Here is a 13,474-nt window from a genome sequence, read left to right as displayed (position 1 = left end):
TTCTAGCGGGTGCGATCGCGGGCAGACACTTGTTAACCTGATTACTATCCCTGCAGGACTATGGCAAACGCGTTCCAGTCGCACTCGCCTCAGCCCGTCTGTTCCGACGCGCGGGCGAACAACTGACATGGAAAAGGTGCTTGCCGATGCACCTAATGGAGGGTGGAACTTACGCCGACCGCTCGGTACGCCACTGCGACCAGAAATTAGCCCGGAAGGTAGCCCGTTCATGAACACGCCCGCCCTGACGGCGATCACGGTCAACGACATCGGCGAGTACATCCGGCACCAGTCGTGCGACCGCCGGTTCTATCTGAAGGTCCACTACGACCGCGAGGTCCGCCCGCTCCCGTTCTTCGACCGCTTGCTGAACACACTCGAACCCGTTCTATCACAGGTCGGAAAGGACCGCGAGGACCAGTGGGAAAAGGAACTCACCGACAACGGGTTCCGCGACCTGGCCGCCGGGTTGCTCAAGGGTAAGCACGACGACGTAACGTGGCAGGATTTCGCCGCAGAGTTGGCCAAACTCCCGCCCGGCATGCCCGCGTACGCGCGTCAGGTCCGGGTCCAGGCCGACCTCGGGGCGTTCGCCGTGTCCGGGCTGATCGACTTCGTCCTCGTGAAGTGGAACGCGGACCGTCCGCGGCTGTGGCTCGTGGAATGTAAGGCCAGCCGGCGGGACCGGACGTACCACCGCATTCAGGTCGCACTGTACCGCATGCTCCTCCAGCGGATGTTGGTGGGCCGAGCCGTCCTCATTGGCGGCGTGGTGATACCGGCCGACTCGATCGAGTGCATGATCGCCCGTATCGACGAGGACCGGAACACGAACCAATCGATCCTCACGCTGCCCGCACTCGACCTGACGTCCGAGGAAGCCGACATCGAGCGGCTGCTCGATGTCGGAGGTCGGCTCGATCGGGCGGTCGCACTGCCGCTCGGCGACATCGGCTACCGCCTCGATACCAAGTGTGACGGGTGCATCTACAACGTCCACTGCCTGACGGAGAGCGCTCGGCAACGACGACCCGAGCTGCTCGGCATCGAACCCGTTTCGGCCCGGCTGCTCCACGCCGCCGGGCTGAAGACCCTCGACGACTTGGCACAACCGGCGGTGTTCCCCCCGCCGGCGGTGGAAGCACTTCTCCGCAATCCCGGCTTCGACGAGAACCTGAAACTCTTGGAAGTCAGGGCCAAGGCCCGCCGGCACACGCTGCCGGCCGTGGGCTCGCCCGCACCGGCGGAAGAACACGATGTGGCATCGATCCCGAACACCGGGGTCGGGCACCTTCCCGCACACGAGGGCGACAACGGGCGACTCCTGCGCGTGTACCTGGCCGTGGACTACGACTACAGCGAGAACCGGATCGGGGCATTGTCGGCCCACGTCACCCGCAGCGACGGCCGCTTGCATACCCGCTTCGTCGATACCGCCGGCCGGTGGGAACCCGACCCGGAACTCTTAGTGACTGTCCCATATGTGCGAAAAAGCCTGAGAAATCGTGGGTGACAACTCGAAAATACGGCGATTTCGAGGCATATGGGACAGTCACTTAGAACAGATCTCCGACAAGCGCGACGACAGGGGCCGATCGGGGTTCACGAAGGACGCCCCCACGCGTGCCGTCCGCGGCAGGGATCTGGTCGAGTTCAAGACCGCACCCTGGAAGGGGAACAACTACGCGGACGACACTGCGGCCGAGCGGGAACTGATCCAGCGGTTCTTCCACAACTTGGTCGGCCTGATCGCGGACGAGGCCGGGCAGGACGCGGTGCCGGTACACTTCTACGTCTGGTCCCAGGGTGAGATCCGTCAACTGATCGAGGGGTGCTGTCGGGCGGGGTCGAACCTGCTCGGAAGCCTCCAGCAACTGTTCGGCTGCCGCGAGGGCCTTGAGCAGCTCATCTACTCGTGCGTCCGCGACGAGATCGACCGTCGGTTCGCCCTCGGGTGGACCGGCCGCGGGCTCGGCGTGGTGGCGTCCCTGCGGTGGTACGGCCGCCGCTACCACTGGCGACGAAAGGTGAACGGCGTCGCGTGCGACCTCGACCACGAGTTCACGCAGAACGTGTTCGACTTCAAGACGCAGCTCGATTGCGACGCGGCCGGCGGGTGGGCCAAGCCGGGCACGGGCACGAAGTACCAGTTCGAGATCCGTAGCCGGTTCTCCGACTCGCTCCCGGCGGCGTACTGGCACGCCGTCTGGCGGACACTGCCGGACCCCGCCACAGTGGAGGACTCGCGGCTTAAGAACTCGATCGAGAGGTACAACCGGGCGAAGGTGCCCAACATGCTCAAAACCTACCTCGCCGCCCGGTGTCACGCGCTGCGGTGGTTGGAGGAGAACGTAAATCCGAAGAACGCCGAGATTGTTAAACCGGTCGTCACCATCGCCGACCTCCCCGACTTCCACCTCGACCGCGACGACGTGGCGAAGGCGGCCCTCGACTTCCTGCGGCTCGACCAGCACGTGAAGAAGTCGAACTGGATCGCGGAACACCTGCTCCCGCCGATCGTGCGCGTCCCGCTCGGCCGCACCCTCCCGCTCCGCAAGGTCGGCGTGGGCGCGGACAAGAAGACGATCACCGGGCGGATCGAGTTGCACGGGTTCAACGGCCTGAAACTGACCGACCTGGAGACCCGGTGTTCGTTTGCCGCCGGCTCGTTCGTCCGCCTCTCACCGTGGAACTCCGACCCACAACGCGGGCAGACCGTCGCCCAGCTCACGAGCGGCGTCGGCCGTACCTGCATCGTCCAGTCGATCGACTGGTCCACGGGGGCCGTGACCTTGGAGAGCATGTACGCCGAGGCGGACGCGTACACCGTGGCGAGCGGGGGCAGCAAGCAGGCCGAAGTCCTGTTTACCGACAGCTACGCGACGCTCGACGAGAGCGTCACCGATTTCGTCGCGCGACGTGTCGACGGGCGGCTCCAGGATGTCTATGCGGTGTACGACTGGTTCGACCCGATCGACCCGGCACCGCCGGCACTGCCGGCCCCGCCTGTCGCCGAGACCGACCGGGTCCGCGGGCTGCTCGAATCGTTCCGCCTGCCGCCCGCCGACCAACCGCCGGAAAAGGACCAGGTGCAAGCGGTGCTCGACGGCCTCTCGACCCGCGTCCAACTCCTTCAGGGGCCGCCGGGAACCGGAAAAACGACGACGACCGCGTTGTCGGTACTCGTGCGGATTTTGTGCGGTCGCGGACCGGGGGACATTGTGCTGCTGTCGGCCCACACGCACCGGGCGTTGGACGAGTTGATGGCCCGCATCGATCGTTACACCGTGGCGTTCACCGGCCACGCGGCGAGCAGCGGGTTTGCGATGCCCCCACTTCGGCTCGTGAAGGTCCATTCGGGTGAGCCAACCATGAACCGCGTCGCGGGCACGGTCGAGAAGCTCGCCGTTTCGGTCCTGAAGACCAAGAAAAAGCTGACCGAGTTGACCGCTGGCGGGGTTCTCGTCCTTGGTGGGACGACGGCCGGGCTGCTCAAGTTAGCCAGCGAGGTGGACAAACTAACGACGTACAACAATAGGAACGGTCTCAAAGGTTCGCTCCTCGTGGTCGATGAGGCGAGCATGATGGTGTTCCCCCACTTCCTCGCTCTGGCCACATTGATCACTGACGATGGGCGGGTGATGCTCACCGGAGATCACCGCCAACTCGCCCCGATCACCGCGCACGACTGGGACAACGAGGACCGCCCGCCCACCGTGCTCTACCAGCCGTTCGCCAGCGCGTACGACGCCGTCCGGCGGATTATCGACTCCGCTGGTCCCGTCGGCGGCCCGCTGGTCCCGCCGGCCGCCGCGCGTCGGTCGGCTCTGCGGCAGACGTTTCGGCTCCCCCCAGTGGTGCGAGAGTTGATCGCCCGGATCTACCGGCAGGACCAGATCGAACTCACCGGGCCGGACCGCGAAGCCGTGGCTGGGGCCACTAGCGGGTCGTCGCTCTGGCACGACATCTGGAAGTGGAACATCGGCGTCTTCCTGGTCGTCCACGACGAAGACGGCTCGAAGCGGAGCAATGAGACCGAACTGGAAGTCGTTAACCAGATCTTGCAGGCCGCCCCGCCCCTCGGGCTGCGGTCGGTTGCGGTCATCACGCCGCACCGGGCACAGCGGAGTCTGTTCACCTCACGCCTGACGGTGCCGCACGGCGACGACCATGTGGTGGACACGATCGACACGGTCGAGCGGCTCCAGGGCGGGGAGCGGCCCACGGTGGTGGTGTCGGCGACCGTGAGCGACCCGACGGCGATCGAGTCCAACGTCGAGTTCATCCTCGACCTGAACCGTGCCAACGTGGCCTTTTCTCGGGTCCAGCAGCGGCTGATCGTGGTGTGCGCGCAGACGCTGTTGGACCACATTCCGGCCGAGGTCGAGCATTACCAGGCGGCGATGCTGTGGAAGGCGTTGCGCGAGCTGTGCAGCGTCGAAATCGGACGGGTCAATATCGGCGGTCACACCGTTCGGCTCCTGATGCCGCCTCCGACCGTGGTGACGGGGAGTTTCCGCTGAATCGTCGCGGTCGTACAGCTAACCGGATGTCCTTTACCCGAGTATGTGAGCCGCTTTGAGGCACGCACCTGCCCGCGTACACGTTAACGGCGTCCACCGCCCTGGGAAACCACGCCCCGACCTCTACGAGTTCTTCGACACATCGTTCGAGCCCGGTTGGCCGGACCGGTTCGGGGAGGCGCTGGCCGGTTGGTCCGCGTCGCCGGGCCAGACCCCGATACGCACCTTGAGCCTGTTTAGTGGTGCCGGGGGGCTTGACATCGGGTTCCACCAGGCGGGCTTTGATGTTCAGGTTGTCGTCGAACATGACGCGGCTTGCGCGCGAACGTTGCGCGCGAACACCGGACCGAACCGGCTCTTTCCAACCCTACACGTGTGCGAAGAGGATGTCTCCCGGTACAAGCCCCCGGCCGAGGGCACGTTCGACTTCATCCTCGGGTGCCCGCCCTGTCAATCGTTTTCAGCGGCGGGCCGACGCGCGCAGGGGGTGAACGGCACCGACGAGGAGCGTGGAACGCTGTTCCGTGCTTACATTCGGTTGCTCAAATCGCTCCGGCCGAAGGCATTCCTGTTCGAGAACGTGTCCGGCCTCACCGGCGCGAACGGCGGGCGGGCATGGGCCGAGGTCCAGGCGGCGTTCGCGGGGGCGGGGTATCGGGTGGCCCACCGTATTCTTGATGCGGCCGACTTCGGCGTGCCCCAGCACCGGGAGCGGTTGATCCTGGTTGGGGTGCGGAAAAAGCTCGGGGTGACATTTCGGTTTCCGGCACCGACCCACGGCCCCGATTCCGGGTCCGGTCGGTCACACTTCCGGTCCGACACCGCAGTCAGTGGTGCGGCCGTGAGTGAGATCGAGCAGAGAGTTACGTTGGGCGGGCGCTACGGCCACCTGTTGACGGACATCCCGCCGGGGCTGAACTACACCTTTTACACGGCGCGGCTCGGCCACCCCAGACCCGTGTTCGCCTGGCGGTCGAAGTTCTCCGACTTCTTGTACAAGGCCGATCCGGCCGCCCCGGTTCGGACGCTGAAAGCGGAAGAGGGCGGGTTTACCGGGCCGTTTCACTGGGAAGCTCGACCGTTTAGTGCCGCCGAGAAAAAGCGGCTTCAGACGATACCTGACGGGTATGAACTGTGCGGAAATCGGGGTGAGGTCAACGCCCAGATCGGGAACGCGGTCCCGTGCCACTTCGCCCGCGTCTTGGCTCTGGCCGTCCGCGCACAAGTGTTCGGAACCGAGTTCCCGTTCTTGCTTCCGACACTGGGCCCAGAGGACGCGCTCGGATTCCGAGGCCGTAAACGACTGCTTACGAGCCTGAACCAGGACCGCGCGACCGCGGGGTATCGCACCGCAACGCCTGCTGAACCGATCCAGGCGGACCGGCGGCGGATCTACGGCGTGAATTGGGACACGAACTTCAATCTGGTTGAAGCCCCGGAAGCGGAAGCGAGCGTGTGGGTCACCGTCGGCGGGACGCCTCGTTGCTGGCACATCGGGTTGTCACATGATCATGTGCCCGGCCCGCCGGTGTTCACGGTCGCCCTGACACCGAGCGACGCCGTGCAGTGGCCGGTCGGCTTGGAGCGAATCGTTCTCACGGGCGACCGGCTCGATGACGCGCTGTTCTCGGCCTCCTGGAGGGCGTTGGATGCCGAACTGGTTCGCCACACGGGGCGTGCCGATCTGGTTCAGATCAACGGATTTTATCGCAACCCGCATGGAGTCTCCTGCAGTTTGAGCCTCGCTACCGAGGCGGCACGCGACGAGCGTTGGGAGACGGTGGCCCGAGTCCTACAACGCGATGGGGTCGGTGAGACACTGACGACACGGAAGCTGGCGAAAGCCTGGGGCATGAAGGTGACAGAAGTGCGGCCGTTCGCCGTGTTTCTGCGTTCTCTGGGGTATGAGGTGCGGAGCCGCAATACGAACGCCCAGATCGGCCCGGGCCGGTTCCTCGTACCGTACCCATTTCCGACTATGACTGCGAAAAGTGTCCAGCGTCACAAGCCCCTCTGAGATTGGTTGCCCCGGGCCGTTGATGCCGACCTCAGGTTAAGGGCACCTTTTCCTCCACGCATCTTCTGCGGCCCCTTCCGAACGGCTCAGACGAGCTGAATAACGCCCTGTGCTGCGTCAGAACAATTTAACCGCGAAGATGCTCGTCTGGGAGCAACGGCGTGAACGGCTGAACCTGTGTGGCGGAGTGATTCCGTTAATTGTGGCGGCGCATCGGGGAGCTGTGAAGTTAGCGGCATCGTAAGCAGAGATGTGCGGTTCTACGCGGTGAAAACGAAACCACCCGCGTCAGGATGGGCGAACCCGACGCGGGGCTGTTCCGAGGGCGAACCGGAACGGAATTCGGTACTGGTGTTGGAAGGAAACCCGGCCGTGGGCGCGGCCGGATTATCAGGGCGAGGGCGACTTTGGGCAGGCTGGGCAAAGCGATCCGGGCGAACTCGGACGATTCTATTTGGGCGATCCTGGGCGACGTCGAGAAGCAAAAGCACGAGCCGTACCGACAGGTAAACAATTCTGAAAATTAGCCCGAACAACCAAACCCGTAAGACCTTGCGCCAAGGCGTGAGAAACGGGGGGAGCACGGGGTCGGATTTGCCTCGTCGTGAAAGCCGACACCCCTGATGGAGGCGTCGAGGTTTCCGGCGGTGGTCCATTTGACTTGCTGTGTAGCGCAGGGTAATAATGGGGATAGACCGGCCGCGGGAACCGAACTGAATGGGCGACAGTTCAGTATTCCGCGGCCGGTCAATTTTTTGCGCGCACACCCAAAACCACTCTAAACGCTGAAACCCGGTTGGGTCCATTGTCGCTGGCGAAGCGCATCACTTTAGCTACCTGACCACAACCACTCCAACAAAACAAGTTCCCCCACTACCTCTGATGATCCGAGTACGAAGCGGGGCACTCGCCCGGCTGTAGTACACGGAATCGCACCCGTGGGACTCGAACACCGCAACGGGCGGACGTACTTTTACCGCTCGCGCCGGGTCGGGGAACTCGTGCGGCGCGAGTACGTCGGGTCCGGGTACGTGGCCGCCCTCAGCGCCCGATGGGACGAGATTGAGCGCGACCGGCGCGGCTTCGCCGCGTGGCAGGAAGCCGAACGGGGCCGCGAGGCCGACGAGATCCTGGCCACCGGTGCCGCGTTCGACCGACTCGCCGACCGGGTGTTCCGAGCGGTCATGCACCTGACCGGGCACACGTTGCACAAGCGCAGTTCATGGCGCCGCACGAGGGGAGTCCGAGCCGTGGCGACGATCCAAGAAATGGGAGCTGCGCCCGTGACCGGAGCGACGACTCGAAGCAAATGCGAGCCTCTCGACACAGAGACGCAGGCTCTCATCGAGCAGTCGGGGCCGAGCGGCCCGGTCGCCTACGGCGCGGTGCAGGCGCTGATGCAGAACCCGAAACAGGTCGAGGCCCTCGGGTTCACCGCACTCACCGCCCGGGTCACACTCATCGGGGTACTCGCGAAAAAGGATCCCGGGATCGCAGCCGTTCTGGCCGCTCAGTGCGAACACCAGACCCGTACCCTGCTGGCGGATAGCGGGCCGGACCCGAGCCTCGCCGAGTGGATGGCCGCGGCCCGGGTGGTCAACAACTGGCTCACGGTTCACAACCTGGAAGCGCTCGCCACGGAGCCCCCGGCCGGAGGCGCAACCGCCGGGGCGCTCGACAGGCGACTGACCCAGGCCGAGAAGCGCTTGCACGCCTCATTGAAGTCGCTGGCCGTGCTACGCCGGTTGCGGAAACCGATCGCGGTCACGCAGGTGAACATCGCGAAGGGCGGTCCGCTGGTGGTGAACAACGGCACGACCGAGGGGAGCCCGTGAACTTCTACGACCTGTTGAGCCGGCGCCCGCGAGTCGAGTGGTCGCGCACGTGCCCGGGGTGCCGAGTCCCGGACGCGGTGGCGGTGCGGAGCGCGCCGGGGAAGCTGCGGTTCTGGTACTGCGAGCGGGAGTGCGGGTGGTCGTGCTGGCGCCCGCCGGCCCCGTTCGACTGCCCGACGTGCGGGGCCGTCATGATGTGGGCGCATTCCCGATGCTCGGTCGGGTGCGACAAGTGTGGGTTGCGCGTCCGGACCGAGTGAATTATCCGCCTCTAACTGCGGCCGTTTCGGCAACAATTCGCCCGCCCCGATCCAGAACGATCCCGCGATTGCGTTCCCGAGCCGACCCGTCCACCGACGGCCCGGATGCGGCCAGCGTGTCGCTTCCACCCGTGTGCCCGAGCCACGAAACGCAATAAGACGCAACGCCACCCAGAAGCCCTCGATCGGCCTTCCACGTCGCGCACCGAGGCCCGGGTCGGTCGCGGGAGCGGCGCCGGAATCTGAAATAACCGCGATACGCCTCCCGTACCGACATTCGGGAACGACTCAAACAGCCGGTATAGTTCGCATTTGGTCAGGTAGATCAGAAATTCCCGAGCCGTTCGGAGCGTGGGGCCGCGCCCAAACCCTATACCCGAGCGGCGGTCGCCGAGGGGCCATGTCCGAGCTTCCAATGCACCTCAACGAACTGGAGGCCCAGTTCGCCGGCACCCTCGCAACCTTCGGGAGCGGGGATCTCGCCGTTGGTATTTTCCCCCTGAGCGACGTGCCGCCAGCAGACGGGCCGATCGTACTCGAGCGCGCGTCCCTTCCCGCGGAGTGCTTACCCCGCACGACGTGGATCCGGATGCTGGGGTGGGCCGTTCTGCCGGACCAAGCTGGGCACGAGCACCCGCTCTTGTACGTGCTCGCCGGGACCGAGGCTTCGGAATGCGGGCCGGTCGCGGCATTTCTGGATCTCTCCTGTCGGGCCGGAGCCGCCTGCTACCGGCTCGCCCCGGGAGCAGCGGCCGTGGGCGTCGGGAACGCTCCCGAGTTGGACTGGCTCAACACCTTGTACTCGTACTTGAAAGGGACCGAACAGGTCGTTGAAGGGGCCGGGTACAGCCAAATCCCCAACGTGTTCGCCGCGTCCACGCTCGTTCTGGGCGTGCTCCGGCGGACCTTGGCCGGTGAGCCGGTGGGTCCGTTGGCGCAGTGCTTGTACCCCGGCGTTCCCGGCGAACAAGGGGGCACGCGGATCGCGCGGGTCCGAGCGATGACCCGGGAGGAGTACTTCGCGGCCACGACCCCACCCGACCAGGTCCGGGAATGGCTCGCGCACCGCTATCGGAGCGCGCCGGTCGCGGGGGTGGAGCACGCACCGAGTCGTGACCGCATGGCCTTCGAGCGGCTCGCGCTATTCGCGGAGTTCCTGAGCGCCGCGGGGCACCCCGTGGACGACACGGTTGGAGCGTGCGTCGGCGCCGGGTGGGTTCACATCGCACACGCGACCGTCCGTGAAACGGTTCCCTCCGAAATTCCGGCCCACCTGCACCACCTGAACTTGTCGGTGGGGCGCCACGAACTCCTGGCGATCCGCCCCACCGTGTTAAACGCTCGGGTGCCGGACGCGCCCGCTCCTGGCTCGGGTGCTCCGGGAAGCGCCCCCGTGCCGGTGTGGGACGGGCTCCGCGAGCTCGCTCGGGGTCTCCGCTTGAAGGGGAAACAGGCCCGGATCGTGAACGCGATCTGTGACGGGGGCGGGTCGGTCCCGATCGCGACGCTCGGCACGCGCTTTCAGTGGAACAATCCCGTGGACAACTGGAACAGCACGCGCAAGCGGCTCAACACCAAGTTCCGCGGGCGCGGGTGGCGGTTCGTCACCGCGGACAACAACGCGGTCGTCGAACCGGTGCCCCCGAGCGGTCGAAAATAGGTCGCGAAAAGCGCGCCTGCGACCGACATTCGACCGCCCCCGGGCGGCGATGAACCTCCTGTCCCAAGTGAACAGGAGGACCAATGACACGCCGCCCGTATGACCCGCTCGCGTTCGTCCCGCACCCGGACGTGGTCCGCGACAAGCTCCGCGAAACACTCACCTTAGCCGAGCGCCTGCGCTTGCTGCTCGAACTGGCCGAGCGCCTTCAACTCCCGCTCACCACCGCCGATCTGGTCCCCGCGCCCGCCGAGCGGAAGGCGGTGACCGGTGAGTAACCCGCTCGTCGACCCGACCGCTCTGTCCCTGTCCGCCGTGGCCCGGCGCTTGCCCGGGCGCAACGGCACCCACGCGAACCCATCGACCGTGGCCCGGTGGGTCCACAAGGGTGCGACCGCGCCGGACGGGCAGCGCGTGAAGCTCGCCGCGGTCCGCATCGGCGGCACGTTGTACGTGACCGAGCGGGCCCTCGCGGATTTTCTCACCGCACTGAATGGCCCGGCCACCACCGAAGTACCCCCGCGCTCACCTGCGGCGCGCCGCAAAGCCGCGGACGAGGCCGTCCGCAAGCTCAACCAGATGGGGGCGTAGTTGTGACACACGAAAGCCAGTGGCGGCGCGTCTCGCGGGACGAGCCGTGCCCCGTTTGCAGCAAGTTCGATTGGTGCCTGATCGCGGAGGACAAGAGCGCGGCGATTTGCCCCCGCACCGAATCGCCGAAGCGCTGTGGCGGTGCCGGGTTCCTGCATCGGCTCACCGACGCTCCACGGGCGCGCGAGCCGCGGCGCGTGGTGTTCCCGCGCCGCGCCGTCCCGCCCGACCTGACGGCACTCGCGACCCGCTACCGCGAAGCCGCAGGTGTTGAACGGCTCACCGCGATCGCGGCGCAATTGGGCGTGAGCGGTGCCAGCCTCACGGCCTTTGGGGTGGGCTGGGCCGAGAACTATCCGGCGTGGACGTTCCCGATGACTAACCCCGAGACCGGCACCGTAACCGGTATCCGGTTGCGCCCGCTTTCTGGACGGAAGTTCAGTGTAACCGGGGGTAAGGAGGCATTGTTCCTGCCCGACAGCATGGCTCCCGACGAGGTACTGCTCGTCTGCGAAGGGGAAACCGATGCGCTCGCCGCGCACACCCTCGGGTTCGGGAACGCGGTCGGGCGCCCGTCGTGTACGGGCGGAACGACCGCCCTCGTCGCCCTGGTGTGCGACCTCGAGCCGGCCCGCGTCGTTATCGCCCGCGACAACGACGAACCCGGCACCCGCGGTGCCGACGCACTGGCAATGACACTGGCACTCTACGCCCGCGACGTGCGCGTGATCGCACCGCCCGACGGGGTGAAAGATGTGCGTGAATGGGTCGCGTCCGGCGCGACTCGCGACGACCTCGAACAACACGCCCGCGCCACCGGCCCGCGGCGCCTGAACCCGCACCTCCGGGCGAAAGGAACAACGTGACCGCGACCGAACCGAGATTGGAACTGTTCCCCGAGCGGGTGAGCAAAACGCAGTGCAAGATCACCCTGAAGCTCGACGGGAACGTGCTGTTTGTGGATACGCTCAATCCGGCCAGTGCCGCCGCACGCGCGAAGTTCGTGGGCACTGTGACCGCAAAACTCGGGGGCATTGACCCCGCGTTACTCGAGGCCGAGTTGATCAAGCTCGCCGCGCCCGACCCGGCCGCCGCGCCCGCACCGGACGCGCCGCTACGCGAGGTAGACGTGCGGCGCGTGGCGCGCCCCGAGCTCTTCCACACCCCGAGCGTCTCCGGGATCACCGTACCCATCGTGCTGGACGCGGGCGACAAGCTGGTCCCGCGCTGGCGCACGTACCTGCGCTGGGGGGTGCGGGCGCCGCGAAGTGGTGGACCCGCCCGACCGGCTGGTGCTACCCGACGACTCGGTCCTGCACCTCGCCCCCGACCCGGGCGCGCCGCCCGGCACGGACCCGCCCGCGTGGTCCGCCGACGCGCGCCGGGACTGGCTCGCGGGCGAACCCCCGCTCGAGCCCGCGCGCGTGTTCGGGAACGTGTGCGAGCGGTTCGCGCACTACCTGGACTTCGCGCCCGAGGCGGCCCCCGGGGCGACCGCGACGCTCGCGTTGTGGACCGTGTTCACGTACCTGTTCCCGGCCTGGGACGCGGTCCCGTACCTGTACGTCGGCGGCCCGATGGGGAGCGGCAAGAGCCGCGTCCTCGAGGTACTCCAGCGCCTCGCGTTCCGCCCGTTCTCCTCGTCCAACGTGAGCGCCCCGACCGTGTTCCGCACGCTCCACGCGTCGGGCGGGGTGATGCTGTTCGACGAGGCCGAGCGCCTCAAGCAGTCGACCCCGGAGCAGCAGGAGATCCAGTCCGTGTTCCTCGCCGGATACAAGCGCGGCGGGTGCGCCACGCGCCTCGAGCCTTTGCCCGAGGGCGGGTTCCGCCCGGTCCAGTTCGTGGTGTACGGGCCGAAGGCGCTCGCGTGCATCGCGGGGCTGCCCCCGACCCTGGCGAGCCGGTGCGTCCCGATCACCATGTTCCGCAGCGCGGGGGACTCGCCCAAGCCGAAGCGCCGGATCGACGAGGACCCGGGCGCGTGGCAAGCGGTGCGCGACGACCTCCACGCTCTGGCCCTGGAGCACGGCCCGGAGTGGGTCGAGCTCCCGTCGCGGACGAAGGTGGTCCCGCCCGGCATCGGAGGGCGCAATTACGAGCTCTGGCAGCCACTCCTGGGGCTCGCGTGGTGGCTGCAGAGGCGCGGGTGCGAGGGGCTGTTAGAATTGATGCAGGCCCACGCGGTCGCGAGTGTGGCGGGCGCGAAGGACGATTCGGTCCCGGAGGCCGACGAGGTACTGCTCGAACTCCTGGCGGAGGCGGTCCGCGCGCACAACCCGCCGACGACGCGAAGCCTACTCGATTCCGCGAAGCTACGCGACGAGGCGACGTTCAAGTTGTGGCACCCGAAGACCGTGGGAGCCCGGCTGAAGAACTACGGGATCCCGGTGCCGCCAAAGACCAACGGGGAGCGCCGGTACCGGGACGTGACGCCGGGACAGTTGCTCCAGATCCAACAGCGGTACGGCGTGGAGCTCGGGTTGGCCTGACCACCCCACCCGCGGATTGTCCCTTTGGTCCCTTTGGTCCCTGCCAGGGACCAAAACAGGGACAATCCGCGACCGGGAGGCGGTGCCAAATTTGCT

General features: G+C 66.7%; 10 protein-coding genes. 9 read left to right on the top strand and 1 reads right to left on the bottom strand.

The window, feature by feature from the left end; genetic code table 11:
* The first annotated feature begins 229 nt into the window (after positions 1-229).
* From J8F10_RS07080 to J8F10_RS07065, 4 genes are all read left to right on the top strand, one after another.
* Positions 230-1,513: a PD-(D/E)XK nuclease family protein gene (locus J8F10_RS07080; RefSeq protein ID WP_210653145.1), complete on the top strand. Its 1,284-nt coding sequence runs from the start codon at positions 230-232 to the stop codon at positions 1,511-1,513.
* The gene (locus J8F10_RS40280) at positions 1,506-4,523 is read left to right on the top strand and encodes a DEAD/DEAH box helicase family protein (protein ID WP_210653144.1); all 3,018 of its coding nucleotides are present in this window, start codon (positions 1,506-1,508) and stop codon (positions 4,521-4,523) included. Before J8F10_RS07080 ends, J8F10_RS40280 begins: the two co-directional genes overlap by 8 nt.
* A gap of 55 nt (positions 4,524-4,578) precedes the next feature.
* Positions 4,579-6,540 carry a DNA cytosine methyltransferase gene (locus tag J8F10_RS07070; RefSeq protein ID WP_210653143.1) on the top strand — a complete coding sequence of 654 codons (1,962 nt, stop codon included), beginning with the start codon at positions 4,579-4,581 and terminating at the stop codon, positions 6,538-6,540.
* A 938-nt stretch (positions 6,541-7,478) separates the two neighbouring features.
* Positions 7,479-8,375 (top strand): hypothetical protein, encoded by an 897-nt coding sequence (locus J8F10_RS07065; protein WP_210653142.1) that lies wholly within the window; start codon positions 7,479-7,481, stop codon positions 8,373-8,375.
* Positions 8,376-8,379: 4 nt separating this feature from the next.
* Here the strand turns inward: J8F10_RS07065 and J8F10_RS07060 are convergent, their stop codons facing one another.
* Complete coding sequence (locus J8F10_RS07060) at positions 8,380-8,568, bottom strand: hypothetical protein (RefSeq protein WP_210653141.1); 189 nt, start codon at positions 8,566-8,568, stop codon at positions 8,380-8,382.
* A gap of 467 nt (positions 8,569-9,035) precedes the next feature.
* On the opposite strand from J8F10_RS07060, the gene J8F10_RS07055 reads away from it, so the two are divergent.
* The 5 genes from J8F10_RS07055 to J8F10_RS07035 all read left to right on the top strand — a co-directional run bounded on the left by J8F10_RS07055 (position 9,036) and on the right by J8F10_RS07035 (position 13,378).
* Positions 9,036-10,295 carry a hypothetical protein gene (locus tag J8F10_RS07055; RefSeq protein ID WP_210653140.1) on the top strand — a complete coding sequence of 420 codons (1,260 nt, stop codon included), beginning with the start codon at positions 9,036-9,038 and terminating at the stop codon, positions 10,293-10,295.
* 83 nt (positions 10,296-10,378) lie between these two features.
* Complete coding sequence (locus J8F10_RS07050) at positions 10,379-10,573, top strand: hypothetical protein (RefSeq protein ID WP_210653139.1); 195 nt, start codon at positions 10,379-10,381, stop codon at positions 10,571-10,573.
* Entirely contained in the window at positions 10,566-10,886 is a 321-nt protein-coding gene (locus J8F10_RS07045; protein WP_210653138.1) for a hypothetical protein, read from the top strand. The genes J8F10_RS07050 and J8F10_RS07045 overlap by 8 nt, the downstream gene beginning before the upstream one ends.
* A 2-nt stretch (positions 10,887-10,888) precedes the next feature.
* The gene (locus tag J8F10_RS40275) at positions 10,889-11,752 is read left to right on the top strand and encodes a toprim domain-containing protein (RefSeq protein WP_210653137.1); all 864 of its coding nucleotides are present in this window, start codon (positions 10,889-10,891) and stop codon (positions 11,750-11,752) included.
* A 402-nt stretch (positions 11,753-12,154) separates the two neighbouring features.
* Positions 12,155-13,378, top strand: coding sequence for a hypothetical protein (locus J8F10_RS07035; protein ID WP_210653136.1), 1,224 nt, complete (start codon positions 12,155-12,157; stop codon positions 13,376-13,378).
* Positions 13,379-13,474: the final 96 nt, after the last annotated feature.

Origin of the sequence: Gemmata palustris, assembly GCF_017939745.1 — a bacterium.
Taxonomy (GTDB): domain Bacteria; phylum Planctomycetota; class Planctomycetia; order Gemmatales; family Gemmataceae; genus Gemmata; species Gemmata palustris.
This window is presented reverse-complemented; position numbering and strand designations above follow the sequence as displayed.